This window comes from Arthrobacter pigmenti (assembly GCF_011927905.1).
Lineage (GTDB): Bacteria > Actinomycetota > Actinomycetes > Actinomycetales > Micrococcaceae > Arthrobacter_D > Arthrobacter_D pigmenti.
Genome location: NZ_JAATJL010000001.1, coordinates 3768664 through 3793795 on the forward strand (window position 1 = coordinate 3768664; position 25132 = coordinate 3793795).

Sequence of the window (25132 nt, forward strand, 5' to 3'; positions counted from 1 at the left end):
ATTCGACCATCGCCACTAGGAATCAGCGGCGGGATCGGCTGGCCCGGACAGAACTGAGCCGGGTCCTCGCCCGCCGAACGCTCAAAGCGCTCAACAACACACCCGCCGCCAGCGAGCCAAGCGCACCGACGGCGAGATCCCCCATCGTGTCCGAGTACGTTACGTAGATGTCCTCATCCACCCAGGAATGGGCGGCCCACTCGGCGAACTCCCACAGCACGCTCAACGCTATACCGAGCAGCAGCACCTGCAGCACCTGCAGCACCACAGCCACCCTGCTACGGGACCCGGGCAGCAACCCCACATGGGCGGCAAGAACGTACGCCATGGCCGCCACGGGCCCGGTACAGAGGCAGTGAACCAGCAGATCCCACCACGGAATCAGGGTGTAGAGGTTCAGCACGCTGCTCCAGCAGGCGAAAATCAGCGCGCAACCATAGACCAGATCGAACACGGGGTGCGCCCGCGCGTACCTGGACAGCGTCAGACCGCCGAGCGCGAGGACGAAGACGGCCACGTCCACGGCGCCCCACCAGAACACCATCGCCAGGGTGCAGAGCACGGCCACCCCGCGCACGGCATCAGCGGCAAGTTCGGCGGGCGTCCCGGGCCGGCGGGTGAGGTCGGCGATCACGCTCACCAGCGTACTAGCGCCGAGAGGCTAGGATCGGGCCATGCCGTCCCTGTCCGTGGTCATCCCCTGCAAGGACGACGCCGGTCCGCTGGCCAGGTGCCTCGAAGCACTCTCGACCCAGCGCGAACTCCCCCTTGAAATCCTCGTGGTGGACAACGGCTCCATCGATGACAGCGCGGACATAGCAAAGCGGTTCGGCGCGGTGGTGCTGAGTGAGCCGGCTCCCGGCATCGCTGCCGCAGCTTCCACCGGATACGACTCCGCCCGCGGCGACATCATCATCCGCTGCGACGCTGACACCCTCCCGCCCACGGATTGGCTCGAGCGCATCGCGCACCGGTTCGCGAACGAGCCGGATCTCGGTGTCCTGACCGGCCCGGGGATCTTCTACGACACCAGTCCCGTGCGCGCCCGGCTCGCGGGGGTCGGATACATGAACGCCTACTTCATCCTGATGGGGGCGGCGATGGCGCACTGGCCGCCCTTCGGATCCAACCTCGCGTTCCGGCGAGCCGTCTGGCATCAGTCGCGCTCGCGAGTGAACCGACATGACCCTGACGTGCACGACGACGTCGACCTCGGCTTTGCGCTTGATCCCTCCGCCCGCACGGCTTTCGACGGACGGCTGCGGGTCGGAATCTCCGCGCGGTCACTGGCAGGAGGGCATGAGGCGCGGGTCAGGATTCGCCGGGCGTTCCACACAATTGGGCTGCATTGGCGGGTTGCGCCGCCGTGGGAGAGATGGCGGTTGACGCTCACCAAGCGAAAGTAGCTAGACTGTCTAGTAAAGTGTTGCAGGGGCTTCCGGGTCGTTGCACCGCTGAAACCAGGTACGGTCCAACTCAGGAAGAGGTCATCATGTCCCTTGTCAGGGTTTACGTCGAAGGTCCCGACGGCGCGCACGTCTTTGATGCCGACACGGAATCCCCCAACTATCAGTCGGAGATCTATGGCCAGGTCCGCCCGGAGGTGCTGGTCCTCCTCGATGAGGAACAGCACGTGTATGCCCGCGCCGAGGAGGCGCCGGATGGGTTCGGCAGTTACGAGACAACGTTCGACGACGGCGTGCTCATAGTTTCCGGCCACAACGGAATGATCCGGGCCTACGGCATCGGCATGTGGCAACAGACCTACAGACACGCACACCGGGACAACCAGTCTTGACACACCGGATACTGGTAGCTGGTGCCACCGGCTACATCGGCGGGCGGCTGGTCCCTCGACTCATCGATGCCGGTTACGCGGTCCGTGTACTGGTGCGCTCGCCGTCGAAACTTACCGCCGTTCCCTGGCATGACGCCGTGGAGATCGTGGAGGGTGATCTCGGCGACCCGGAGGCCGCCGCAGCAGCCTGCGAAGGTGTGGAAACCCTCTTCTACCTGGTGCATTCGATGGGTTCCGGTTCCGGATTCGAGCAGCAGGAACTGGCGATGGCCAGGACCGTGGCAGAGGCCGCTGCCAGGAGCGGAGTAAGAAGGATCGTTTACCTTGGCGGCCTGCATCCCGACGGCGTGGAACTCTCCCGGCATATGCGTTCGCGAACCGCCGTCGGGCGCGTTCTGCTGGACGGGAAGGTTCCTGCGGTGGTGTTCCAGGCCGGCGTCGTGATCGGCTCCGGGTCTGCATCCTTCGAGATGATCCGGCACCTGACCGAGAACCTACCGGTGATGCCGGCTCCCAGCTGGGTTGAGCGCAGGATCGAGCCGATCGCGATCCGTGACGTTTTGCATTACCTGGTTCACGCGCCCACGCTGCCGGAGGGCTTGAACCGGACCTTCGACATCGGCTCGCGAGAGGTGCTGACCTACGCAGGGATCATGTACGGCTACGCGCATCAGGCGGGATTATCCCGACGCAGGGTCTTCGCGCTCCCGACGCCGGCACCCAGACTGGCCGGCTGGTGGGTTGCGCTGACAACGCCTATTCCCCATTCACTCGCCGTGCCGCTGGTCGAATCCCTCCAGCATGACGCGATAGCAGCCGAAGGCGACATCGATCAGTACATCCCCGAACCCGGGGGCGGTCTCACCGGCTACCGAACGGCAGTGGAACTGGCGCTGGGCAGGATGGCCAGCGGAGAGGTGGAAACCAGCTGGACGAATGCCTCCCAGGCTCCGCCGTCCGACCCTCTGCCCAGCGACCCGGACTGGGCACGCCGCACAGTGTTCGTGGATGAGCGCACACGCGACACGGACACGGCGCCCGAGCACGTCTGGCGCGTGATCGAAGGCATCGGTGGAGACAACGGCTGGTATTCGTGGCCTGCCGCGTGGGCTATCCGCGGAGTGCTGGACAAACTGGTGGGCGGCGCCGGACACAACCGGGGCCGGAGGCACGGTGACCGCCTCAACGTCGGGGACGCCGTCGACTGGTGGCGGGTCGAAGCGCTCGAAGACTTACCGGCACGTAAGGTTCTGCGGCTGCAGGCGGAAATGAAAGTACCCGGCCGTGCCTGGCTGGAACTCTCAGCCGAACACAACGGCGCCGGCACCACCTACCGCCAGCGTGCCATCTACTTTCCCGCCGGCCTCTCCGGCAAGCTGTACTGGTGGCTCGTGCTGCCGTTCCATGGGCTCATCTTCCCGTCGATGGCCCGCAACATCGTCCAGAGGGCTGCGGCGTACCAAGCAGCGAGGGGATGAGCTAGGTGATGCGTTCCCTACGCAAAATCGGCAGGACCAGCCTGGAACCGCTCGGGATACAGAAGCGGCAACTGCAGGGTGAGCCAGGGGCTGAACGCCCACGGCGTGGCTGCGACAGCAGCAGTCAGCTGCAGGGGGTCCACCCACTGCCACTCCATGACCTCGTCATCACGCGGCGTGACGGCGGACGCCGCCCGCGCCGTGTAGACGGGGCAGATTTCGTGTTCCACCACACCGGAGGCGTCCACGGCGCGGTAACGGAAGTCCGGCGCCCTCAGGGTCAACCGGTCCAGGCTGAGTCCAAGCTCCCAGTCAGCACGGCGGGCCACGGCGTCCTCTGTCGCTTCGCCCGGACCGGGATGCCCGCAGAAAGAGTTGGTCCAGACGCCCGGCCAGGCCTTCTTCGTCAGGGCGCGGCGCGTGATGAGGACGCGGCCGTCGTCGTCGTACACGTGGACGGAAAAGGCGAGGTGCAGCGGTGTGGTGGCGGAATGCACCGTGGCCTTGTCTTGCGTGCCCAGTGGCTTTCCGTCCTCCGCGACGAGCACAACAAGCTCGGCAGTCCGGTTCATTTTTCTCCTGTTACCCGCCCATGTTTACTTTCCCTATGGACAAGGAGACCACATTGACTGACACGATCGACAGTCAGCGTGTGGACGAGATCCTGGCCTCCTTCTTCATCCGCTCCAAGGCACGCGCCGCTCGCATGCACCCCGACTACCTCACCATGTGGGAGCGGCTCGAGGCCTGCACCGTCGGCGGGAAGCGCTTCCGGCCACGCCTGATAATGACCGTTTACGGCCTGCTTGGCGGCAAGGACACGACGACGGCGGCCACCGTCGCCGCCTCCTTCGAACTCCTGCACACCGCGCTGATAGTGCACGACGACGTCGTGGACCGCGACTTCGCCCGTCGCGGCGTGCCGAACGTCTCCGGTTCCTACCGGGATTTCGCCGCTGCCGGCGGAAGTGACCGCACCCGGGCCGAGCACACCGGCTTGTCCGTCGGCGTGATCGCAGGGGATCTGGCGCTTGCCAACGCCTACCGTCTCATGGGAGAGGTGGATGCCGATCTCCCTACCCGGCAGCGCCTCGGCGACATCCTCGATGAAGCCGTCTTCGCCTCCGCAGCCGGCGAACTGCTGGATATCCTCGGACCCTTGAACCTCACCCCGCAGACCGTGGAGGAGGTCCTGCAGATGGCGCGCCTGAAGACCGCTGTCTACTCGTTCGAAGCACCGCTGCAGGCCGCGGCTGTCCTGGCCGGCGCTGAGGACCGGCTGACGGAGGCGCTGGGCGCGTTTGGCCGGGATATCGGCATCGCGTACCAGGTGGCGGATGACCTGATCGGCGTCTTCGGCGATGAATCTCTGACCGGGAAGGTGGGGTGGGGCGACCTGCGTGAGGGCAAGCGTACAACGCTCATTGCGCACGCCGCGGCCCAGCCGCAATGGCGGCGCATCTCCGCGCTCATCGCTGACCCGGAACTCACTGCCATGGGGGCCGCTGAGATCCGGACCCTGTTGATGGAATCGGGCGCGCGGACGCACTCCACCCAACTGGCCCAGGACTTCACCCACCGCGCACTCCAGCACCTCGCAGCGCCGTATGTTCCGCAGGACGTGCGGAACGGACTCGCCCCGATCATCGACGTCGTAGCCGAAAGGGTTCACCTATGAGCCGTACGCGGAATTCCCTTGCCGACTACACCGGGGCGGCCGCGAAGTCCTCGGCCGTTGTCCTGCGCTCCTACTCAACCTCCTTCGGGTTGGCCTCGCGCCTGTTCGAGCGCGAAGTCCGCGTGCAGGTCGAGACTGTGTACGCGCTGGTCCGGATAGCGGATGAAATTGTCGACGGCGTTGCCTCCGCAGCCGGGCTCAGCGAGGACGAAACCCGCAACCGGCTGGATGAGCTTGAACGGGAGACTGAACGCGCCATGGCCTCCGGTTACAGCGCCAACCTCGTGGTGCACGCATTCGCCGACACGGCACGGCGCACGGGGATCGGGGTTGACCTCACGCGCCCGTTCTTCGCTTCCATGCGCGCCGACCTGGACCAGGTGGAGCACACTCCGGAATCTTTCGCGGAGTACGTCTACGGTTCAGCGGAGGTTGTCGGGCTGATGTGCCTGAAGTGCTTCCTGTACGGCACCGGTGTGGGCGCTGAGGAGGAGCGCCGGCTCGAAGGCGGCGCCCGACACCTCGGCGCAGCGTTCCAGAAGATCAACTTCCTCAGGGACCTCGCCGAAGATTTCACGTCCTTGGGGCGCAGCTACTTCCCGGACGTCTCGCCGCTGAACTTCAGTGAGGAGCACAAGGTGCGGCTGCTGGAGGACATCGAGCGGGATCTCGATGAGTCTCGGCGTGTGTTGAGCGGCCTCCCGCCGTCCAGCCGACGCGCCGTAGCCCTTGCCCAGGAGCTCTTCGCCGAACTGGCAGAACGGATCCGCGCCACACCGGCGACAAGCCTCATGTCCAGCCGCCTCAGCGTGCCGAACACGATGAAACTCCGGATTGCGCTCGCCGTTCTCGCGGGGAAACGCGGTATGTCCGCGCGGGACGGTGTTCGGCCGTGAACGTACGGACCATGACGGAAGCGTGCGCGCAGTGAAGGGCCGAGTGTCCCGGGGGCGCGACGTCGTCGTTATTGGTGGAGGCATCAGCGGCCTGGCCACCTCGGCACTGCTCGCGGCTGTTGGTTACACAGTGACGCTCCTCGAGAAGCAGGCCGAGGTAGGCGGCCGCGCGGGATCGTGGAGCGAGGCCGGTTTCCGGTTCGACGCCGGACCCTCCTGGTACCTGATGCCCGAGGTGATCGACCACTACTTTGCGCTGCTCGGGACGTCCGCGGATGAACAGCTGGACCTTGTGAAGCTGGACCCCGGGTACCGCGTCCTGTCCGAGGGGTTCGAGGAGCCTGTGGACGTTCCGGCGCAGCGGCGTCAGGTGGTGGAACTTTTCGAGCGGCTCGAATCCGGTGCGGGAGCCCGGCTTGAGCGGTATCTCGACTCGGCCGCCGAGACGTACACGATGGCCACGCGCCGCTTCCTTTACTCCACGTTCGAATCCTTCGGCCCGCTGCTCACGCCGGATGTGCTCGCCCGGGTGCCACGCCTTATCCGGCTGCTGCTGGAACCGCTGCACAGCTATGCCAGGCGGCATGTGAGCGATCCGCGGTTGCAGCAGATCCTCGAGTATCCCGCGGTGTTCCTAGGCACGTCTCCGTTCGCCGCGCCGAGCATGTACCACCTCATGAGCCACCTGGACCTCGACGACGGCGTGCTCTACCCACAGGGCGGCTTCACAGAGTTGGTCGGTGCCATCGAGCGGTTGGCGGTCGAGGCCGGCGTCACCATCCGCACCGACGCGGAGGTGCTCGGGATCGAGACCACCCGGGCGGCGTCGAAACGGCGCCCGGCAGCGGTGCGCGGTGTCCGCTACCGCGACCGGAACGGCAGGGAAGTGAGCCTGGCGGCCGACGTCGTCGTTTCTGCCGCGGACCTGCACCACACCGAAACCCGGCTTTTGCCGCGCGAGCTACAAACTTTCCCCAAACGGTACTGGGCGCACAGCACTGCCGGGCCCAGCGCACTGCTGCTCTACCTGGGCGTCCGCGGTGAACTGCCGCAGCTGCGCCACCACACACTACTCTTCACGAAGGACTGGGAAGAGAATTTCCGGGCAATCTTCGGAAGGACCACGTTCATCCCCACTCCCGCGTCGATGTACGTGTGCAAGCCGAGCGCTACCGACCCGGGCGTTGCGCCCGAGGGCCACGAGAACGTGTTCGTCCTGGTTCCCATCCCGGCGGATCCGAGCCTGGGCGGCAGCGGCGGCGAGCGGATCGAGCGGGTGGCCAACGCCGTGATCGGACAGCTCAGTGAATGGGCCGGAATTCCCGATTTGGCCGAGCGGATCGTGCTGCGGAGGAGCTACGGTCCGGCGGATTTCGAACGCGATTACCACTCCTGGAAGGGCACGTCGCTGGGGCCGGCGCACACCCTGCGGCAGAGCGCATTCTTCCGCGCCGGCAACGCCAGCAAGAAAGTGCAGGGCCTGTACTACGCGGGTGGGTCGACTATCCCGGGAATCGGCATTCCCATGTGCCTGATCAGTGCGGAGCTCGTGTTGAAGCGCCTGCGCAGGGACACCAGCACCGGCCCATTGACCGAACCGGTCCGCCCTGTCGTTGTGCGGGACGGCGCCTGATGGGAGCCGCCTACCTGCTGTTCCTTCTGGTCTCGCTGGGGTGCATGGTGCTGCTGGACCAGCGCCTGCGATTGTTCTTCTGGCACGACGCCGGGAGGGCGGCTCTGGTCCTGGCGGTGGGGATCCTGTTCTTCCTCGGGTGGGATCTGGCCGGGATCGGCCTCGGCATCTTTTACCGCGGGCAGACCGAGCTGATGCTCGGCGTAATGCTCGCGCCCGAACTGCCATTGGAGGAACTGGTCTTCCTGACCTTCCTCAGCTACCTCGTGATGAACCTTTTCCTGATGTTCCGGCGCGTGTTCGGGAAGGTTCTCAACCGCGCGCGGTTGGAGGAACGGGCATGACGTACTGGACGCTGAATGCATTCTTCCTCCTGCCGGCCCTCATCGTGGCGGTGGCGGCCGTCGTCGTGCTGCGGGGGCGGGAGCGCAGGGTGGCACTGGCAGCGGCGGGTGGCGCCGCCGTCGTCGTACTGGTTCTTACCGCCGTGTTCGACAGTCTGATGATCGCTGCCGGGCTGTTCAGTTACGCGCCGGAGCTGATTTCCGGAGTTTTCGTTGGGCTCGCACCGCTTGAGGACTTCGCATATCCGGTGGCGGCGGTGCTCCTGCTGCCCTCGCTGTGGATCCTCCTGGGCGAGCGGAAGCGGAAGCGCCCGTGAACATTCTGCGCACTCTTTTCCTTTCCTCCCGGCCGCTCTCCTGGGTGAATACGGCGTTCCCGTTCGCGGCAGCGTTTCTGCTGACGGCGGGCGGCATCGACCTCGCGTGGGTGATCGGCACGTTGTACTTCCTGGTTCCGTACAACCTCGCGATGTACGGGATCAACGACGTCTTCGACTATGAATCCGACCTGCGCAATCCCCGGAAGGGCGGCGTGGAGGGCGCGGTGCTGGACCGCACCATGCACAAGGTCACGCTTCGGGCCGCGATCGCGACGAACGTGCCGTTCCTGGCGGTGCTGGTTCTGTTGGGGAGCCCGTTGTCATGGCTGGTCCTTGCGATCAGCGTGTTCGCGGTCATCGCGTACAGCGCACCGGGGTTGCGTTTCAAGGAGCGCCCGTTTCTCGATTCGGTGACGTCGAGCACGCACTTCGTCAGCCCCGCGCTGTACGGGCTGGTCCTTGCAGGCGCTGACTTCACGCCGGCTCTATGGGCATTGCTCGCGGCGTTCTTTCTGTGGGGTGTGGCCAGCCAGGCGTTCGGTGCCGTGCAGGATATCGCCGCAGACCGCGCGGGTGGAATTGCGTCGATCGCGACCGTGACCGGTGCCCGCGCGACCGTCCGGTTCGCCGTCGGCGCGTATCTGGTCAGCGGCGCCCTCCTCCTGTTCACGCCCTGGCCGGGGCCGCTGGCGTCTTTCCTCGTCCTGCCGTACGTGGTCAACATCGTCCCGTTCGCGTCGCTAGAGGACGACGACGGCGAGGTCGCCAACCGCGGCTGGAAGCGGTTCCTCTGGCTGAACTACGTCACCGGGTTCCTGGTCACGATGTTGCTGATCTGGTACGCGAACTCAATCTGGTGGTACGCGAATTAATTACGTTCTACCCCCTTGTTAGCCAGTTGATAAGCGTGCTTACAATATACGTGCTTGGCATCTCTGGTTGTAGGAATGGTTCGCCGGGGGTGCTCCCGATGCCGGCGTTTGGATATGCCGTCGGCAGCAAACACCGGCCCATGTAGCCGTACGCGCGGACGCTGGCCCGGCATTATCGCTAGCACCCCCTGGTTGGTGGCCAACGGCCTTTGGGGTAAGGCGATTCTTCACTGGTTTCCCTCACTGATTACAGCTTGAAGGGAATGTTATGCGTGGGAAGTTAATGATTTGTGGGGGCGCAGTCGCGGCCGCCGTCGTCGGGAAACGCGTTCTAGACGCCCGGTCAAAACAGGCCTCGCACTCGGATGAACCACGGTGGAATTCGGTCACGGTCGAATTGTCGCCCGAGGAGATTGCACCCGGTGGGAGCTACCCTCAACCGCTGGCGGATCTTGGGAACGCCGTCGATATCCGAATGATCCCGGGCCCTGGCAGCTGGGGAACCGAGCTTGGCGCACGGCCGAAGGCTGGGGCATCACGTACTTCGGTGGGAAAACTGAAGCAGGATGTGCGCCGCGCTTTGCGCCAATCAAAGACGCTGCTGGAGGCCGGGGAGATCCTTCGGGATGAGCCGAAGCCACACGGGAAAAGACCGTCCACACCCACCGGCAAGCTCGTGGATGCATGGGAGAAGCGTGCTCAGGGAGGTGGATACCTATGAAAGCCCTGACATGGCGGGGAATCAATTCCCTGGAAGTGGAAACGATCGATGACCCGGCCATCCTCAACGGCCACGATGTGATCGTCAAGGTAGAGCTAACGGTCACCTGCGGGTCTGATCTGCATCTCCTCGGCGGTTATATACCCACGATGCGCGCCGGCGATGTCCTCGGTCATGAGTTCGTGGGCGAGGTTGTGGAGGTCGGCTCCTCGGTGTCCAAGCATCAGATCGGCGACCGGGTGGTGGTGTGCTCCTTCATCGCCTGCGGGAACTGTTGGTTCTGCAAGCACGAGCTGTACTCGCTGTGCGATAACGGCAATAACAATGACGCGATCCCCGAAACCTTATGGGGGTACGCGCCCGGCGGTTGCTTCGGGTATTCCCATGCGATGGGCGGCTGGACAGGCAGCCACGCAGAGTACATTCGTGTGCCGTACGCGGATGTCGGTGCCTTCAAAGTGCCCGACGGCGTCAGCAGCCAACGCGCTTTGTTCGCCTCGGATTCCGCGCCGACGGGATGGATGGGCGCCGATCTCGGCGGCGTTCAACCCGGTGACGTTGTCGCCGTCTGGGGAGCGGGCGCCGTGGGACAGATGGCAGCGCGGGCCGCGGTTCTGCTCGGTGCAGAGCGGGTGGTGGTCATTGACCGCTATCAGTACCGGCTGGACCAGGTTCAGACGCACATCGAGGCGGACACGCTCGATTACACGAGAACCTCCGTGCTGGCCGAGTTGAAAGAAATGACGGGCGGACGCGGGCCGGACGTCTGCATTGAGGCCGTGGGCATGGAAGCCCACAGCACTGGCCCCGATTACCTCTACGACCAGGTCAAGCAGCAGTTGCGGTTGCAGACCGACCGCCCGACAGCGGTACGCGAGGCAATCATGGCCTGCCGCAAGGGAGGAAGCGTTTTTGTGCTCGGCGTTTTCGGTGGACTGGTGGACAAGTTCCCGCTGGGAGCGGTGATGAACAACGGGCTCACCCTCCGCTCCGCCCAGCAGCACGGGCAGCGGTACGTTCCCATGCTGCTGGAGCGAATGGCAGCCGATGAGCTGAAAACCGAGCACCTTGCCACACACATCATGCCCCTTGATGAAGGACCCAAAGGGTATGACATTTTCAAGAACAAGAAGGACAACTGCGTTCGGACCGTTTTCCGTCCGTGACGCACATATGAATTCGAGGAGTGAACAAGGATGAAAGCGGTTGTATATAACGGTCCGAGGGACGTCAGTGTTGGTGACGTTTCGGACGCGAAGATTGAACGACCCACCGATGTGTTGGTCAAAATCACCGCAACGAATATCTGCGGATCCGACCTGCACATGTACGAGGGGCGCACGGATTTCGAGACCGGACGAAACTTCGGCCACGAGAATATGGGCCAGGTGGTCGAGGTCGGCGACGGCGTAGACAAGGTCAAAGTCGGCGAATATGTGGTGCTGCCCTTCAACATTTCCTGCGGGTTCTGCAAGAACTGCGAACGCGGTCACACCAACTACTGCCTGACCACCCAGCCCGATGCTGCACTGGCCGGAGCCGCGTATGGATTCGCGGGAATGGGACCCTGGGCCGGCGGGCAGGCGGAAATGCTGCGGGTTCCCTACGGCGACCACAACTGCCTCCGCCTGGGGGAGGACGCCAAAGAGAAAGAGAACGATTATGTGATGCTCGCCGACATCTTCCCCACCGGCTACCACGCCCCCGAAATGGCCGGGGTGGTACCCGGGGACACGGTGGTGATCTACGGTGCAGGCCCAGTTGGCTTGATGGCGGCATTATCCGCGACCACCAAGGGCGCCGCCAGAGTGATGGTGGTCGACCGCCATCCGGACCGGCTGCGGCTCGCCGAGCAGATCGGCGCCATACCGATTGACGATTCGAAGACCGACCCGGTGCAGTTTGTGTTGGATCAGACCATGGGTTTGGGTGCTGACCGCGGCTGTGAATGCGTGGGGTACCAGGCCCATGACCCGCAAGGTACCGAAGATCCGGCGCTGACGTTGAACCGGCTGATCGCCTCGGTGCGCTTCACCGGCGGGATCGGAGTCGTCGGTGTCTTCATGCCAGCCGATCCTGGTGGACCTAATGAGGATGCCAAGCAGGGCAAGGTTGCCATTGACTACGGCCTGCACTGGTTCAAAGGTCAGACCATTGGGTCCGGCCAGTGCCCGGTGAAGAAATACAACCGGCAGCTGCGTGACCTGATCGCCGGAGACAAGGTGAAGCCGTCCTGGATCGTCTCGCACGAGATCCCGCTGACCGAAGCGGCGGATGCCTACCGCAACTTCGATGAGCGTAATGACGGATGGACCAAAGTTGTTATCAAACCCGAGTTGGCAAACGCATGAGCGGGGTGGTCAACGCCGCGTTGTTGGTGCGGGTTCAGGCGCAGCCCGGGAAAGAGGATGAAGTCGAGCAGTTCCTGCGTGATGGTTTGGCGATCGTGAACGACGAGCCAGGGACAGTGGCGTGGTTCGCAGTCCGGTTTGGTCCCTCGAGCTTCGGGATCTTCGACGCGTTTCCTGATGACGCGGCGCGGCAGACTCACCTTGGTGGACGCCTCGGAACTGCGTTGATGGCCCGGGCAGAGGAACTGTTCACCGAGGCGCCCACCGTCGAACCCGTGGACGTGATCGCCCACAAACTCCCCTAAAAGCGGCCGTTCTCCTAGGCTCCGACGTGATGGGAGACCGCAACACCGGAAGAGGTATGTCATGACTGATCAGATTCAGGAGCTTCCCGCCGAGCAGCCGCTGGGACAGTTGGAGGAGGTTGCCTACTTTCATGGGGCGATGCTTACGGGCGTCACGGTATCGCATGAGGGCCGGATCTTTGTGAATTATCCCAAATGGGGCGACGACGTGGAGTACACCGTAGCCGAGGTCATCGACGGCGAGGCGGTTGCCTACCCTAATCAGGAGATCAACCGGAGCGATCCGGACAATCTGGCGGGTACCTTACTCTCGGTGCAAAGTGTGGTGGTGGATCCGGCGGACCGGTTATGGATCCTGGACACCGGCAGTCCGTTGTTCCAACCGACGGCGTTTGGCGGTCCAAAGCTGGTTTGCGTCGATCTGGCAACCGACACAGTGGTCAAAACAATTCTGTTTCCCCAAGATGTTGCCTTGCCGACCAGCTATCTCAACGATGTGCGCTTCGATCTGCGGCGCGGGCAGGAGGGTATCGCGTACCTGACGGATTCCTCGGACCAGGGACCGAACGGAATCGTGGTTGCCGATCTGGCTACCGGCGAAAGTTGGCGGCGGCTGCACGACCACCCCTCAACGAAAGCGGAAGAATTGTCTGCTTTCGTGCCGGTAGTCGAGGGGCGGCCCGTGGTGGAACGTCAAGCGGACGGCTCTGCCGGGCCCGCGATTGCGATGGGCTCCGATGGTATAGCCATCAGCAGCGACGGCGGCAGGCTGTACTACTGTCCACTGGCCAGCCGCCGACTCTACAGTGTGGCAACTGATGCGCTCGTGGACTGTTCAATCGACTCTGGTGCCGTGGCTGCCACAGTCACTGAGGAAGGAGACAAAGGCGGCGCCGGTGATGGACTCGAATCTGATGCGGCGGGCTACGTTTACGCGACGAACTACGAGCACAACGCCGTCCTCCGTTGGGCATCCGGTTCCGACGGAGCCTGGGAGACGGTGGCACACGATCCCCGGCTGTTATGGCCCGATACGCTCTCGCTGGCCCGCGACGGCTATCTCTATGTCACCGCGAACCAGCTGCATCGGCAGTCGGACTATCAGAATGGCGAAGACCGGCGGGTTAAGCCCTACACACTGTTTCGAATACGCGTGGACGCCGAGCCGGTGCTACTGCGCTGACCGGCAAGCTCGGGTACAGCCACATGCGCAAGCGGGCAGTGTCCGGGGAGCAGGGATCTGAGGACGCGGCGGACCGATCGGTTGGGACGCTGGAATTGTTCTTTGATCTGGTCTTCGTCTATGCGATGTCCCAGGTGACCATCCTGATGTTGGCGGACATCTCGTGGACGGGTTTTGGACGCGGGCTCTTGACGCTCGCCGCGGTGTGGTGGGCATGGGTCTGCTACGCCTGGCTGACTAACAGCTCTGACCACGCGGGGCCTGCGCACCGCCTGCTGATCTTCTTTGCGATGGCGGCGATGCTGGTCGCCGCAGTCGCGCTGCCGCAGGCTTTTGGCGCCGGCGCGCTGGTGTTCGGGCTCGCGTTCCTGGCGGTCCGACTGATTCACGTGGCGCTGCTGGCTCTCGATGTACGGAGCGATGCAGAAGTGGGTGCGCCCGCGCTCCGGTTAATCCCACCCTGCTCTCCGGACCTGTGTTGCTGTTGGCCGCCGCGTTCGTCGACACACCGGCGCGGGAGCTGCTGTGGATAGCGGCCGTGGTGATCGACTTCTCGGGGCCGGTTCTGGTCGGCACCGCCGGCTGGGGAGTGGCGCCCGGTTACTTCGTGGAGCGGCACGGGCTCATCATCATCATCGCGCTAGGTGAGGCGATCGTCGAGGTCGGCGCTGGCGCCGAAGGCTCTGTGGGGCGGCCGGGTGTGGTAATCGCGGTTCTCCTCGCTGTGCTGATCGCGGCCGGCCTGTGGTGGTCCTACTTCGGTTATCTCCGCGGTGGGGCCGAACGGAGGCTGCGTGGCACCGGGAACCAGGAGCGGGCCCGGCTGGCGCGCGATTCATACAGTTATCTGCACTTGCCGCTGGTAGCCGGGGTGATGTTCTTCGCACTAGGTGTACACGAGGCCGTCACGAATGTGGCCGAACCGCTCCGGCCGCTGCCTGCCGTCGCCCTGGCCGGTGGCGTCGCATTGTTCTTCCTCGGCGACGTCGCCTACCGATGGCGCGATCACCACCAGCTTGCCGCCGGTCGTCTCCTTGCAGGGGTGGCGGCTACTGCACTAATCCCGGTCGCGGTGTTGGCGCCGGCGTTGGCGGCGCTTGCCGGGCTCACCCTGATCTGCGTACTGCAAACCAGCTGGGAACTCTGGCGGCACCCTGCGATCGGGCCAGTTGACAACTCCTGACTAATTAGCGTCGTGAAACGTTCCTGCGCGTCCTATCCTGGGGTCGCCCAGCATGGCGGTGACGCGCTCCGGACCGGATCGGGCGGGGTTGTGCCAGACCAGCTTGAGAGGGACCAGTAAAGGCGGGCATGAAAGCGTCACGTTCGGGCAGCTGTCAGCACGCTGACCGTGGCCAGCACGGCCATCACCATGGCCATGGCGGGGTAGCCTCCCAAGGCGGAGGCCAGGGCCGGGCCTGCGGCCGGTGCCAGGGCTCCAACGATGGTTACCGGGGCTGCGAAGGCGCCCTGCAGTTGTCCGAAACTTTGGGTACCCCACCGGTCGGACACGGCAGTAGCTTGAAGGAGTGTGTTGCAGCCGCGCACCATCCCGGCAATCACGGCGACCGCGACCAGCAAACCTGCCGGACCGGCGGTCAGCGCCAGCGCCCAGACGCAAGATGCTCCCAATGCGTTGAGCACCACCATTCTTCGCACCGGAGAAGTGCTGGAGGGCAAGGCTGAGTAGGCGATGCGCCCGATCACCTGGCCAACCCCGATCAGTCCGAATGCCAGCGCTGCACTCTGGTAGCTGATCCCGCGTTCGAGGAAGAGCGCGATGAGATTGAACGTCACGGCAAACAGCGCGAGAGTCGACAGCGCCATTGTTAATTGAAGCAGCCGGAATGGTCCACTGCGCATCAGGGTTCGGGTGTCTTGTCCCGACGCGGAACCCGCTGGCGGGCCCGTGGGCTCCGACCAATTGGCATTGAGGAAGAACCAGTGCAGGGGGATCGTCACCGCAGCGAGGATTCCCGCAAGGACAAGATAGGTATCACGCCATCCCAGACCGTCGATCAAGGCCGCCGTAACAGGTGCAAAGATGGTTGACGCGAACCCTGCGATCAGGGTCAGCGTGGTCAATGCCCGGATTCGTGCCCTGGCAGCGCCGTACCAGCGGGTAATGACCACAAACGCCGGTTGATAGAACACTGCGGCCTGCGCAAACCCCGCCAGCAGCCAGGCGGCGGCAAACACGGCGAAGCCTGGCGACCAGGCGACCAGCAGCAGCGCCAGTACCCCAACAATGCTTCCGGCGCTCATCAACAAGCGTGGTCCCGTACGGTCAAGAGCGCGCCCTACCCGCACTCCGACGAGGGCGGAAACGATCAGCCCAGCGGAGAAAGCCGCCGTCATCGCGGCGATCGGCCATCCAGTGTCCCGACTGATCGGCACCAGAGCTACTGGAAGCGAGTAATAGAGTAGCCCCCAGCTCGTGGTCTGAGCGATGCACATCGCAGCAAGACCGCCACGCGGGCGGTCTCGGTCAACTGTCACAAGCTCTTCCTGAGATCAGGGGGTAAGACCTCCCGCGGGTCTGTGAGACTGGCCGCAAGTGTGTCGAGGGCTCCAGCCATCATGACCATGCCTCCATTATGCACTCACATTGACAATCGTCGATACGTCTAGCCATACTCATATCGACAGCGATCAATTTCTGGAATCAGGTCCATCCACGGATCTGAGTAAGGAGCAGGGTGAGCCAAGTCTCGCTGCACAAAACGCAGGACCAGCCGCCCACACAAGTGAAGCTTTCGACACTTGACCGCTTGCTCCCTGTGTGGATCGTCGCGGCGATGATAGCCGGCCTGTTGCTCGGAAAGCTGGTTCCCGGCGTCGCGGACGTTCTGGACTCGATCAAGGTAGGTAACGTCTCGCTGCCGATCGCTGTTGGCCTGCTGGTGATGATGTACCCGGTGCTCGCAAAAGTCCGCTACAACGAAACCGGCAACGTCCTTCAGGACCGCAAACTCATACTCACTTCGCTGATTCTGAACTGGCTTGCCGCTCCCGCACTGATGTTCGCGTTGGCCTGGGTGTTCCTCCCGGATCTGCCCGAGTACCGCACGGGCCTCATTATCGTGGGACTCGCCCGCTGCATAGCCATGGTGATGATCTGGAACGATCTCGCCTGTGGGGACCGGGAAGCAGCAGCCGTGCTGGTCTTCCTGAACTCCGTGTTCCAGGTGATCGCATTCGGTGCCCTCGGATGGTTCTACCTGCAGTGGCTCCCGGACCTCCTTGGATTGCCTACGACCAGTGCCGAGTTCTCCTTCTGGGCGATCACCGCGAGCGTCCTGGTATTCCTCGGCATTCCCTTGCTCGCTGGTTTCCTGACGCGAACGCTCGGCGAAAAAGTCAAGGGCCGTTCCTGGTACGAGGAGAGGTTCCTTCCGAAACTCGGTCCGTGGGCACTTCACGGCCTCCTCTTCACCATCGCGCTGTTATTCGCGCTCCAAGGCGACGAAATCACATCGAATCCGTTGGATGTCGCCCGCATTGCCCTCCCCTTGCTCATCTATTTTGTGCTTGTTTTTGGTGCGGGAATGGTCCTTGGAAAACTACTGCGGCTTGGGTATGCGCGCACCACCACGCTGGCGTTCACAGCGGCCGGCAACAACTTCGAACTGGCCATCGCCGTGGCGATTGGCACCTTCGGCGTGACGTCCGGGCAGGCGCTGGCCGGCGTCGTCGGGCCGTTGATCGAGGTGCCCGTCCTTATTGCCCTTGTCTACGCCGCCTTGTGGGCGCGTTCGCGGTTCTTTTCCGACAAGCAGGTCCTTCAACCCATCGTCACGAAAGCCTGATCATGACTGAAGCAAACACACCCGCCCCCAGCGGGCAGAAGCCGTCTGTCCTCTTCGTCTGCGTTCATAACGCCGGCCGATCCCAGATGGCGGCCGGCTACCTGTCACACCTTGGCAAAGGCAAGATCGAGGTGCGCTCCGCCGGCTCCCAACCGGCGGACCAAATCAACCCCGCTGCCGTTGAAGCGATGGCAGAAGAGGGAATCGACATCACAGCCGAATCACCGAAGATCCTGACGCCCGAAGCAGTGCAGGCCTCCGATGTCGTTATCACCATGGGATGCGGCGATGAATGCCCCTACTTCCCGGGCAAGCGGTACGAGGACTGGGTACTTGAGGACCCGGCAGGCAAAGGGGTGGAGTCCGTGCGCCCGATCCGCGACCAAATCAAGGCGCGTATCGAGCAGCTCATTTCGGAGTTACTTCCGACACGCGCCGACAACCGTCAATAGGAGAAACGCACATGCCCCAGAACGAGAATCTTCCGATAGCCATCATCGGCGCCGGCCCAACGGGCCTCTCCGCAGCAGCTCACGTCCTGGAACGTGGACTGACGCCCCTGATCTTCGAAAAAGGAAGCGCGGTGGGCGCTGCTATCCGGCAGTGGGAACATATCCGCCTCTTCTCACCGTGGCAGTACAACGTGGACCCAGCCGCCCGAAGAATGCTGGAGGCGACAGGCTGGCAGGAACCGCGCCCCACTGCTCTGCCCTATGGCCGGGAACTCATCGAGTCCTACCTTGAACCGCTCGCCGAGCTACCGGCCATCGCCGACGCGTTGCAGTTGAACTCCGAAGTCCTTGCTGTCACCAGGGCAGGGATGGACAAGACCCGCACGAAAGTCCGCGACGAGCAACCGTTCCTCGTCCGGGTCTCCGGTCCGCACGGCGTACATGATCACCGGGTGCGCGCCGTGATTGACGCGTCGGGAACCTGGAGCCAACCGAACCCGCTCGGGCAGGCTGGGCTGCCGGCTACGGGCGAGGAAACCGCAGGTGAGTACATCACCGAACCTCTGCCAGATGTTGTCGGCAATGCGCGATCCCGTTTCGCCGGGAAGCGGGTCATGGTAGTCGGGGCGGGACATTCCGCAGCGAATACCCTCATCAGCCTCGGCCAGGTAGCCAAAGCCGAACCCGGAACAAGGATCGTCTGGGCGGTTCGGGGGAGCGGATCGGCGCAGAGGCTTTATGGCGGAGGAGACCTGGACGGTCTTCCTGCACGTGCCGCACTGGGAAGCCGGCTCCGCGCGCTGGTGGATGACGGTGTGGTTGAGCTTCAGACCTCCTTCACCATCACTTCCTTGAAGCACGACGACGGCGCGCTCACTGTGACAGCTTCCACCCCCGACGGTGAACGGACGGTCGACGTGGATGTACTGGTTCCTGCCACAGGTTTCCGCCCTGACCTACAGATCCTGCGGGAGCTTCGGCTCGAGCTGGATCCGGCGGTCGAGGCGCCCCGCGCCCTTGGGCCGCTCATAGATCCAGAGTTCCATTCGTGTGGAACCGTCCCCGCTCATGGCGCCGATGCACTTTCACACCCGGAGAAAGACTTCTACCTCGTGGGAATGAAAAGCTATGGCCGGGCGCCCACATTCCTGCTCGCTACCGGTTATGAGCAGGTCCGGTCGGTGGTCGCGGCGATCGCCGGTGACCAGGCAAGCGCCTCGACCGTGCAGCTCGAACTTCCCGAGACCGGAGTATGCAGCACCGACCTCGGCGGCTCGTGCGACGCACCCGTGGCAGAGCCGGCATCAAGCTGTGCTTCCTCTTCAGACGTCCAGGCGCCTGAAGAGGAAGAGGCGGGTTGCTGCGCTGCGCCACAACTGGTGAGTCTCGGCGTTTCAACAGGAACTGTGCATGGACGATCCAATGACCCGGACTCATCGCGCTGAGTAGTGTGCCCGTACCTGAGCGAGCGTCAAGGCCCGGGTGTAGATGGCTACTTCATCGATAGTCCCCGCGAAGTAGTTGCTGGCCGGGCGGCTGGGCCAGTTCGCTAGTTGCCCTGCGCCGGTCTGCCAGTATCCGTTGTACGGGTCGGCGCTGGTGTAGCGGGTGTCCCTGGCTGCGAGCTCCCCGTCCACGTAGAGGACTATGCCCGCTGGTGAGAGCGTGGCGGCGAGGTGGTGCCAACCGCCGTCGTTATAACGGGTTTGGGTGAAGATGGTCCGGCGGGAGCCGGGGCGGACACCAAATGCCAGCTGTCCGCTGTTGAGCATGTACACGGTGCGGTCGTGCCGGGAGGCGTTGGCGATGCTGGTGTTGTTGGCGAAACCAATGATCTGCCCGCCCCGGGTGGTTGTGGTGTTGAACCACGCCTCAAGGGTGAAAGTCTGCGGGTTATCGTGACGGGTTCCGGTGATGAGTGACCCGGAGGACCCATCGAACCGCGCGGCCCGGTTGTTCATCTTCACCAACGGACCGGCGACGTTGTAGGTCACCCCGCCGACAGGGTAGCTGGAATCCCGTCCGTTGCCGGAGGAATCCGCCATAATCCCGGGTTGGCCTTCTTCGAGATGGTAGAAGTAGCCGGGGGAGTCGGCGATGACTTCGACCGCGTAGTTCCCAGTGGTGGAGGCGAGCGCCGCCTGGTAGTGAGCGCTGATGCGGGCCTGGCTGAGCGCGGCCGGATAGATGGAGATCTCATCGATGCTTCCGGTGAAGTAAGTGTTCACTGGCCGGTTGGGCCAACCGGCCAGGTTATCCCCGCCGATCCGCCAATACCCGATGAAGGCCTCTGCGGCCCGATTGGAATTGGACCCGATGAGCCGCCCGTCGACGTAGAGTGCCATTCCGGCTGGCCCAAGAGTCGCTGCGACGTGGTGCCAGGCGCTGTCGTTGTAACTGAGCGGACTGGTGATGACGCGGGTGGCGCCAGCGTAAACACCGAAGTTCAGTTTGCCGTCTGATCCCATATACAGGTTCCGGTCGTACCTGCTGCTGGTACCCGAGCGGGTGTTACCGAAGCTGGCCAGTTCTCCGCCCAGTCCGCTGCCGGTCCGGAACCATAGCTCAACAGTGAAAGTCTGCGGACCCGGTATTGGCCCGGGGGGCGCGAAGGTGGCTGCGGGCGTGCCGTTCAACGTGATGGCCAGGTTCGTTTCATTCACCAGAGCACCGGGCACACTGTTGGTCACGCCGAAGTAGCTATAGGCCGCGTCCCGGTTGTTCCCCGAGAGGTCTTGCGCCACGTAGATCGTCGGTGCCTCGTCCAGTGGATAGTACGCCCACGGTGCATCCCTGGCGATCGCTGCCCGGTAGTTGTAATACATCCTGGATCCGAAGGAGAGGGCTGCTTGCCAACTGTTCCCAGGGTTCGCGGTACGCCCGGTGAAGAACGCTTCCACTGGTCGGGCGGCGAACGCGGCCGTCGCTGCTGCAGGCAGGGCCAGTAGCGGGAGAGCGCTCAACAGGCCGCGTCTGGAAACGCCGGCCGCAGCAGGTGCGCTCGCGTCGTCGTTCGGTTGAGAGCCCTCTGCTGGTTCCTCGCTGATACTGGAGTTGGGATGCTCAGATCGATCCGTCGTCCTACGGGACCGGCTGGGAACGGACACGACGACGGTCGTCAGGGCGGCCAGCGTCAGGACAGACCAAAGCGCCAGTGCAGGGAGGTTCCCGGATCCCAGCCAATAGCCGGGTAAACCAACGTAGGGAACCAGCAGCCGGGCCCGCCCGGTAATCTGCTCCCGGGTCAGCGGTGTGCTGTCCACGTCAGCGTTCGCGTCACCGGCCGTGACGAACGTACCGTCCGGGTTCGAGGCGACAATCCTGTGCAGCATGACCCGCTCCGGGGCGCCGCCTGATCCACTTCGGGCACGGAACTCGACCACGCCGCCCATGGGTGCCGGCATGTCCGGGCTGAGGTCGCTGAGGAGCACGACGTCACCGGCACTGATGTGCGGTTCCATCGACCCGCTCTGAATCACCGAACCGTGCCACCCGAAGAGAGATGGCAGCAGAGCGATCGCAGCAAGACTGAGCAGGAAAACCAGGTACGCCCGGGCGAAAGTTCCCACGAGGAACCAGATCCACGCCGTACTACCTTCGGCAGTGGCACGGGTTGTTTTCTGTCCTTGAATACTCAGAGCGTCCCGGTGATCCCGTGTAGTCACGGGCACCCGTTACGGGGTTGGGGTGTCTTCGGTCTGCAGCTCCCACACAAGGTCAATGCTGACCCGTGAGCCCTGCAGGGCGTCGATCTGCTGTTGCGTGAGCCCCGTGGTGTCGAACCTCCAGGTTCCCCGGTATACCTGCTGCTCACCCGGCGTCCCCTGGGTGATCCAGGGAGAGCCTCCGTTGGTGTAGTTATTATTGACCTCCGCCAACGTCGAGAGCGGAGCCCCGGGCTGCTCATCCGGGACAGGGACGAAGCCGGTGCAGTCATTGAATGATCCGCCGGTGCCCTGCTCCACGTCGAAGATGATGTGATCCTCGAGCCCGGCGGCAGATTCGGAAAGGTTCTGGGTGTAGGCGCGGACCTCCCCTGGAACGTTGGATCCGGAGGTCACCACAATGCACTTCTGCCCTGAGTCGCCGGGGACGATACCCTCAGCGGTAAACGCTGCCCGTCCCTGATCGTCGTCGGTGAGCATGACCGTACCGGTGCTCCAGGCGTTACCCGCGTTCCGCGTGGTTGCTGTGAAAGCGGCCTGGGAACCCTGCCACACCATCCCGCCAGCGAGAAGGACGGCGATCGGGCCAGCACTCAAGGCAGCGACTTTCCGGATACGGGGTGAAGGAGCGTTCATCGGGGAGACCTTTACATCGAAGACAACCAAGACCAATGACTCCGGCGTCAGCATTCCGCGTGAATCCATCGGTACCAACCCCGGCGTCGTCTCAAAGGTACGCGGGCAGCGGGAACGAACCAATTGAAACGGTGAAGGTATGGGGAATCTTTAGTAATAAACCGTTAGATCTTGATCCAACCTGCGGAAATGGTGCCGCCCCACATGGGAAACACACCCTTAAATGGGGCTTGAGTGCTCCACAGGCCCGGCGTCATGATTCGTTATACGAACACATAGGATTAGTGAGTACGACCGCTCCCAGAGGAATTGCCAAAGTTCCCAAAAATCGAACGGAATAAAGGTCTCCCAATGTACGACAACGGTGTCCTGTCCTGGGCTGGCCCCCTCACGGCACAGCCCGGGATGCCACTGCGTGTGGCGGCGTATTCGCGCATCGCAGAGGCGGTCCGGCGCGGTAGCCTTCTGCCCGGGTCGTTGTTGCCCACCGAGGCGGAACTTGGTGCGGCGATGGAGGTCAGTAGGACTGTCGTCCGAGAGGCGCTCATGTTACTTGAGGAGGACGGTCTAGTCCGTGCCCGCAGAGGCGTTGGACGCTTTGTCGCGGAGTCATTGCCACGGATGGGGATCGAACGCATCCAGCCCTTCGAAGAACTATTTGCGGTTTCCGGCCACGCTCTGTCGCTCCAGCGAATTCAGACTGTCTGCCAGCCGGCATCGGAGTTTATCGCCCCTGGCATCGGTGCCCAGCCGGAGGACGAGTTCCTGCTTTGGGAAACGGTCATCTCCCGTAACGGTGAGGAAATAGCCCATCTGCAGGAGCACATCTCGACACAGCCGGGCACTCCTGGCGCCCGTGACGACATTGCAGCAGCGCTGGCGGCACAGACCGGGGGTACATTACTTGCAGCGATCGTAGAAGTGCTGGGTCCGAGTCTGGGACCGGGTCAATGCGATGTTGGTTTGACCACCGTAGGACCGAGCCGGGCTAGACTGCTCGCCCTGCGGCCCTCCGAACCTGTCATGGTGCTCACGCAATATCTCCGGTATAACGGGGCGCCGTTCTACCTGGCCAAATGTCTCATCGCTGCCAGAGCCGGCCACCTCGTCGTCCGGCAGACCTGATCACGCATTACGAACCCCGGAGCCTACGGTGGATGCTGGTTCCGATGGCGACAAGGTCCCCGCAGGCGCGAGCGATCGGGAAGGTCTCGCTAGTACCGACGCAGAAATGATAGGGCTAGCGGTCGCTGGGCTCTAATACTCCTCACCGGAACGACATTATGGTTCATATCGCACCGTCGCGGGCACCACACATTTTCACAGGCGAACACGCGATTCATGCGGCGTTTAGCGAGGAAGCGACTGTTCTTGGGCAGCAGGTGGGCCTATAAGTTGCAGTCGCAGCACAAGAAAATTCACACAGACTACGACGACGGGAGAAGACTGGCGCCGTGATCCGTTAACAGCTGTGGGCCGCCTTCACCGGGGAGTGGAGTGCGGTACCCAAGCAGGCCGATCTCAAGCGACAGGAAGGATCGTCAAGCGTGAAATCCATGCTCACTGTGGCTGCCACGTGTGGCCTGGCGCTCGTCCTCTCCGCTTGCGCAGGGAGCGGACAGGACTCCGCTAACACGTTGAACGCACCGGCCGCCCTGCCCGAACCACCTCCCACCACCGAAGCCGGACCGCCGGCAACGAACCTGAAGCTCGGCGAGCAAGCGCCGTCGACACCCATGGCTGAAGCGCCGGCCATAGAGGATTGCGTGGTGGTCGCTGCCGGCGTCTCGTCGGTGCTGCTGGCACCGCTCAGCTTCATCGGTGATGAAGATAGGGAAACCATGGCCAGGCTGGAGGACCAGTTACAGCACCTTGAATCAAAGGTCCCGGCCGAACTCAAAGCCCATTTCGTCAGGGTGGCTGACGCCGCGGAAAGCGGCCCGCCCGGATCCGGTCAGTTTGATGAACGTGCCTTCCGGGCGGCACTGGAGCCTGTCCAGCAGTGGCTTCAGAAGCACTGCAACGAGCCCGCGGAGTAGCCGGCACGCCTGTGCCAAAGGCTCAACGGAAGGGTTAGGCTGGGCACAAGAGAAAGGGTGCTCAGCAGATGGATAATGACAAGCCAACCCGGCCGGCAGCAGCTCCGTCCACTCCCCAGCCAGGGACGGCCCCTCATACAGCAGTAACCGCTCAAGACACCACAGCCGTGGACAACCTGCCCCAAGCCGCGCAGGGGAAAACCACCATCGCGGAGACCGCCGTCGCAAAGGTTGCGGCCATCGCCGCACGCAACGTCCCTGGTGTCTACGCTCTGGGCAGCGGAACGGGACGGGCGCTGGGAGCGCTTCGCGACGTCGTGGGCGCCAGCGATATTGCCCAGGGCGTCCACGTTGAGGTCGGCGAGATCCAGGTGGCAGTGGACGTGAACCTGATAGCGGAATACGGCCACCCGCTCACCAACGTGGCGGACCAGGTGCGCGCCGCCGTCTTCACCTCTGTAGGTGAGCTGGTGGGTCTGCAGGTCATCGAAGTCAACGTTGAGATCAACGACGTCCACGTGCCGGGGCTCAATGACCCGAAGAGCAACGAGAAGCCGCGCCCGGCGGCGAGCTAAGGAGACACCATGAACCTCACCGTCGTCGGCATACTGATTGGCACAGTCCTCGCGTTCGCTGCACTCATTTTCGGCTTCTGGGGCTTCCTCCTGGTTGCGCTTTTCATGGCCATCGGTGCATTCGCTGGCCGTGTCGCGGAGGGCAAGCTGGACCTGCGCAGCGTTCGTGATGCCCTGGCCGGCCGCCGTTCATCCTCGTGACCGCCACGCCCACGTCGCCCGCGCGCCTCGCCGGCCACAACCGGATCAGCACCCAGGCCCTGACCAGCACCGCCCGTGCCGTCGCGGCCGAGGTGCTGCACGTGCCTGCCCGCGAGATCCGCGCGAGCTGGTCCGACGACGCCGGCATGCTGGCACTGCGCCTGGCCCTCCCGATC

The 25132-nt window shown here is 63.7% G+C and carries 28 protein-coding genes and 1 pseudogene; 24 read left to right on the forward strand and 5 right to left on the reverse strand.

Annotated features, from left to right (window positions below):
• Positions 1–22: 22 nt before the first annotated feature.
• Positions 23–634: a DUF2238 domain-containing protein gene (locus tag BJ994_RS17825; RefSeq protein ID WP_167995729.1), complete on the reverse strand. Its 612-nt coding sequence runs from the start codon at positions 632–634 to the stop codon at positions 23–25.
• Between the two features lie 40 nt (positions 635–674).
• On the opposite strand from BJ994_RS17825, the gene BJ994_RS17830 reads away from it, so the two are divergent.
• From BJ994_RS17830 to BJ994_RS17840, 3 genes are all read left to right on the forward strand, one after another.
• Entirely contained in the window at positions 675–1406 is a 732-nt protein-coding gene (locus BJ994_RS17830; RefSeq protein WP_167995730.1) for a glycosyltransferase family 2 protein, read from the forward strand.
• A gap of 86 nt (positions 1407–1492) precedes the next feature.
• The gene (locus BJ994_RS17835; RefSeq protein ID WP_167995731.1) at positions 1493–1798 is read left to right on the forward strand and encodes a hypothetical protein; all 306 of its coding nucleotides are present in this window, start codon (positions 1493–1495) and stop codon (positions 1796–1798) included.
• Complete coding sequence (locus tag BJ994_RS17840; RefSeq protein ID WP_167995732.1) at positions 1795–3276, forward strand: SDR family oxidoreductase; 1482 nt, start codon at positions 1795–1797, stop codon at positions 3274–3276. Before BJ994_RS17835 ends, BJ994_RS17840 begins: the two co-directional genes overlap by 4 nt.
• 17 nt (positions 3277–3293) lie before the next feature.
• Here BJ994_RS17840 and idi read toward each other — a convergent pair whose 3' ends face one another.
• A complete protein-coding gene (gene idi / locus BJ994_RS17845; RefSeq protein ID WP_167995733.1) occupies positions 3294–3848 on the reverse strand; it encodes an isopentenyl-diphosphate Delta-isomerase in 555 nt (184 codons plus the stop codon).
• Between the two features lie 53 nt (positions 3849–3901).
• Between idi and BJ994_RS17850 the strand changes: the two genes are divergently transcribed.
• From BJ994_RS17850 to BJ994_RS18035, 13 genes are all read left to right on the forward strand, one after another.
• On the forward strand, positions 3902–4954 hold the full coding sequence (locus BJ994_RS17850; RefSeq protein ID WP_245192324.1) for a polyprenyl synthetase family protein: 1053 nt from the start codon (positions 3902–3904) through the stop codon (positions 4952–4954).
• On the forward strand, positions 4951–5850 hold the full coding sequence (locus tag BJ994_RS17855; RefSeq protein ID WP_167995734.1) for a phytoene/squalene synthase family protein: 900 nt from the start codon (positions 4951–4953) through the stop codon (positions 5848–5850). Before BJ994_RS17850 ends, BJ994_RS17855 begins: the two co-directional genes overlap by 4 nt.
• Before the next feature lie 31 nt (positions 5851–5881).
• A complete protein-coding gene (gene crtI, locus BJ994_RS17860) occupies positions 5882–7483 on the forward strand; it encodes a phytoene desaturase family protein (protein ID WP_342450429.1) in 1602 nt (533 codons plus the stop codon).
• The gene (locus tag BJ994_RS17865) at positions 7483–7827 is read left to right on the forward strand and encodes a lycopene cyclase domain-containing protein (RefSeq protein ID WP_167995735.1); all 345 of its coding nucleotides are present in this window, start codon (positions 7483–7485) and stop codon (positions 7825–7827) included. Before crtI ends, BJ994_RS17865 begins: the two co-directional genes overlap by 1 nt.
• Entirely contained in the window at positions 7824–8144 is a 321-nt protein-coding gene (locus BJ994_RS17870; RefSeq protein ID WP_167995736.1) for a lycopene cyclase domain-containing protein, read from the forward strand. The genes BJ994_RS17865 and BJ994_RS17870 overlap by 4 nt, the downstream gene beginning before the upstream one ends.
• Before the next feature lie 2 nt (positions 8145–8146).
• A complete protein-coding gene (locus tag BJ994_RS17875; protein WP_167996098.1) occupies positions 8147–9019 on the forward strand; it encodes a prenyltransferase in 873 nt (290 codons plus the stop codon).
• 268 nt (positions 9020–9287) lie between these two features.
• Positions 9288–9740, forward strand: coding sequence for a hypothetical protein (locus BJ994_RS18025; RefSeq protein WP_209067045.1), 453 nt, complete (start codon positions 9288–9290; stop codon positions 9738–9740).
• Positions 9737–10906: a zinc-dependent alcohol dehydrogenase gene (locus BJ994_RS17880; RefSeq protein WP_167995737.1), complete on the forward strand. Its 1170-nt coding sequence runs from the start codon at positions 9737–9739 to the stop codon at positions 10904–10906. The genes BJ994_RS18025 and BJ994_RS17880 overlap by 4 nt, the downstream gene beginning before the upstream one ends.
• Positions 10907–10936: 30 nt before the next feature.
• Entirely contained in the window at positions 10937–12091 is a 1155-nt protein-coding gene (locus BJ994_RS17885) for a glutathione-independent formaldehyde dehydrogenase (protein WP_167995738.1), read from the forward strand.
• The gene (locus BJ994_RS17890; RefSeq protein ID WP_209067047.1) at positions 12088–12396 is read left to right on the forward strand and encodes a putative quinol monooxygenase; all 309 of its coding nucleotides are present in this window, start codon (positions 12088–12090) and stop codon (positions 12394–12396) included. Before BJ994_RS17885 ends, BJ994_RS17890 begins: the two co-directional genes overlap by 4 nt.
• 61 nt (positions 12397–12457) lie before the next feature.
• On the forward strand, positions 12458–13579 hold the full coding sequence (locus tag BJ994_RS17895) for an L-dopachrome tautomerase-related protein (RefSeq protein WP_167995739.1): 1122 nt from the start codon (positions 12458–12460) through the stop codon (positions 13577–13579).
• Between the two features lie 23 nt (positions 13580–13602).
• On the forward strand, positions 13603–14112 hold the full coding sequence (locus BJ994_RS18380; protein WP_209067049.1) for a low temperature requirement protein A: 510 nt from the start codon (positions 13603–13605) through the stop codon (positions 14110–14112).
• Entirely contained in the window at positions 14055–14762 is a 708-nt protein-coding gene (locus BJ994_RS18035; RefSeq protein WP_209067051.1) for a low temperature requirement protein A, read from the forward strand. The genes BJ994_RS18380 and BJ994_RS18035 overlap by 58 nt, the downstream gene beginning before the upstream one ends.
• Before the next feature lie 137 nt (positions 14763–14899).
• On the opposite strand, the gene BJ994_RS17905 is transcribed toward BJ994_RS18035, so the two are convergent.
• A complete protein-coding gene (locus tag BJ994_RS17905) occupies positions 14900–16078 on the reverse strand; it encodes an MFS transporter (RefSeq protein ID WP_342450430.1) in 1179 nt (392 codons plus the stop codon).
• Positions 16079–16278: 200 nt separating this feature from the next.
• On the opposite strand from BJ994_RS17905, the gene arsB reads away from it, so the two are divergent.
• Genes arsB through BJ994_RS17920 form a run of 3 tightly spaced genes read left to right on the forward strand, consistent with a single transcriptional unit; the run spans position 16279 to position 19285 of the window.
• On the forward strand, positions 16279–17388 hold the full coding sequence (arsB, locus tag BJ994_RS17910; RefSeq protein WP_167995740.1) for an ACR3 family arsenite efflux transporter: 1110 nt from the start codon (positions 16279–16281) through the stop codon (positions 17386–17388).
• A 2-nt stretch (positions 17389–17390) separates the two neighbouring features.
• Positions 17391–17840, forward strand: coding sequence for an arsenate reductase ArsC (locus BJ994_RS17915; protein WP_167995741.1), 450 nt, complete (start codon positions 17391–17393; stop codon positions 17838–17840).
• Between the two features lie 11 nt (positions 17841–17851).
• The gene (locus tag BJ994_RS17920) at positions 17852–19285 is read left to right on the forward strand and encodes an NAD(P)-binding domain-containing protein (protein WP_167995742.1); all 1434 of its coding nucleotides are present in this window, start codon (positions 17852–17854) and stop codon (positions 19283–19285) included.
• Here the strand turns inward: BJ994_RS17920 and BJ994_RS18510 are convergent.
• Together BJ994_RS18510 and BJ994_RS17930 are read right to left on the reverse strand one after the other, a co-directional pair.
• Complete coding sequence (locus BJ994_RS18510) at positions 19274–21505, reverse strand: LamG-like jellyroll fold domain-containing protein (RefSeq protein WP_167995743.1); 2232 nt, start codon at positions 21503–21505, stop codon at positions 19274–19276. The two genes, BJ994_RS17920 and BJ994_RS18510, sit on opposite strands and share 12 nt — an antisense overlap.
• Before the next feature lie 9 nt (positions 21506–21514).
• Positions 21515–22141 carry a hypothetical protein gene (locus BJ994_RS17930; RefSeq protein ID WP_167995744.1) on the reverse strand — a complete coding sequence of 209 codons (627 nt, stop codon included), beginning with the start codon at positions 22139–22141 and terminating at the stop codon, positions 21515–21517.
• A gap of 351 nt (positions 22142–22492) precedes the next feature.
• Between BJ994_RS17930 and BJ994_RS17935 the strand changes: the two genes are divergently transcribed.
• The 5 genes and pseudogenes from BJ994_RS17935 to BJ994_RS17955 form a co-directional block, all read left to right on the forward strand.
• The gene (locus tag BJ994_RS17935) at positions 22493–23266 is read left to right on the forward strand and encodes a GntR family transcriptional regulator (protein ID WP_167995745.1); all 774 of its coding nucleotides are present in this window, start codon (positions 22493–22495) and stop codon (positions 23264–23266) included.
• Between the two features lie 422 nt (positions 23267–23688).
• On the forward strand, positions 23689–24180 hold the full coding sequence (locus tag BJ994_RS17940; RefSeq protein ID WP_167995746.1) for a hypothetical protein: 492 nt from the start codon (positions 23689–23691) through the stop codon (positions 24178–24180).
• Between the two features lie 68 nt (positions 24181–24248).
• Positions 24249–24755 carry an Asp23/Gls24 family envelope stress response protein gene (locus BJ994_RS17945; protein WP_167995747.1) on the forward strand — a complete coding sequence of 169 codons (507 nt, stop codon included), beginning with the start codon at positions 24249–24251 and terminating at the stop codon, positions 24753–24755.
• A 9-nt stretch (positions 24756–24764) separates the two neighbouring features.
• Positions 24765–24956, forward strand: a complete 192-nt coding sequence (locus tag BJ994_RS17950; RefSeq protein ID WP_167995748.1) for a DUF2273 domain-containing protein — start codon at positions 24765–24767, stop codon at positions 24954–24956.
• Positions 24953–25132, forward strand: a pseudogene (locus BJ994_RS17955) (hypothetical protein); the annotation flags it as partial. The gene BJ994_RS17950 and the pseudogene BJ994_RS17955, both read left to right, overlap by 4 nt.

Bases quoted from the DNA above. Each gene is read 5' to 3' on its own strand.
- BJ994_RS17950 (WP_167995748.1), top strand. From the start codon at position 24,765: ATGAACCTCACCGTCGTCGGCATACTGATTGGCACAGTCCTCGCGTTC.
- BJ994_RS18380 (WP_209067049.1), top strand. From the start codon at position 13,603: ATGCGCAAGCGGGCAGTGTCCGGGGAGCAGGGATCTGAGGACGCGGCG.
- BJ994_RS17945 (WP_167995747.1), top strand. From the start codon at position 24,249: ATGGATAATGACAAGCCAACCCGGCCGGCAGCAGCTCCGTCCACTCCC.
- BJ994_RS17855 (WP_167995734.1), top strand. From the start codon at position 4,951: ATGAGCCGTACGCGGAATTCCCTTGCCGACTACACCGGGGCGGCCGCG.
- BJ994_RS17835 (WP_167995731.1), top strand. From the start codon at position 1,493: ATGTCCCTTGTCAGGGTTTACGTCGAAGGTCCCGACGGCGCGCACGTC.
- BJ994_RS17880 (WP_167995737.1), top strand. From the start codon at position 9,737: ATGAAAGCCCTGACATGGCGGGGAATCAATTCCCTGGAAGTGGAAACG.
- BJ994_RS17915 (WP_167995741.1), top strand. From the start codon at position 17,391: ATGACTGAAGCAAACACACCCGCCCCCAGCGGGCAGAAGCCGTCTGTC.
- BJ994_RS18025 (WP_209067045.1), top strand. From the start codon at position 9,288: ATGCGTGGGAAGTTAATGATTTGTGGGGGCGCAGTCGCGGCCGCCGTC.
- BJ994_RS17935 (WP_167995745.1), top strand. From the start codon at position 22,493: ATGTACGACAACGGTGTCCTGTCCTGGGCTGGCCCCCTCACGGCACAG.
- BJ994_RS17930 (WP_167995744.1), bottom strand. From the start codon at position 22,141: ATGAACGCTCCTTCACCCCGTATCCGGAAAGTCGCTGCCTTGAGTGCT.
- BJ994_RS17870 (WP_167995736.1), top strand. From the start codon at position 7,824: ATGACGTACTGGACGCTGAATGCATTCTTCCTCCTGCCGGCCCTCATC.
- BJ994_RS17865 (WP_167995735.1), top strand. From the start codon at position 7,483: ATGGGAGCCGCCTACCTGCTGTTCCTTCTGGTCTCGCTGGGGTGCATG.
- BJ994_RS17885 (WP_167995738.1), top strand. From the start codon at position 10,937: ATGAAAGCGGTTGTATATAACGGTCCGAGGGACGTCAGTGTTGGTGAC.
- idi (WP_167995733.1), bottom strand. From the start codon at position 3,848: ATGAACCGGACTGCCGAGCTTGTTGTGCTCGTCGCGGAGGACGGAAAG.
- BJ994_RS17895 (WP_167995739.1), top strand. From the start codon at position 12,458: ATGACTGATCAGATTCAGGAGCTTCCCGCCGAGCAGCCGCTGGGACAG.
- BJ994_RS17830 (WP_167995730.1), top strand. From the start codon at position 675: ATGCCGTCCCTGTCCGTGGTCATCCCCTGCAAGGACGACGCCGGTCCG.
- BJ994_RS17890 (WP_209067047.1), top strand. From the start codon at position 12,088: ATGAGCGGGGTGGTCAACGCCGCGTTGTTGGTGCGGGTTCAGGCGCAG.
- BJ994_RS17920 (WP_167995742.1), top strand. From the start codon at position 17,852: ATGCCCCAGAACGAGAATCTTCCGATAGCCATCATCGGCGCCGGCCCA.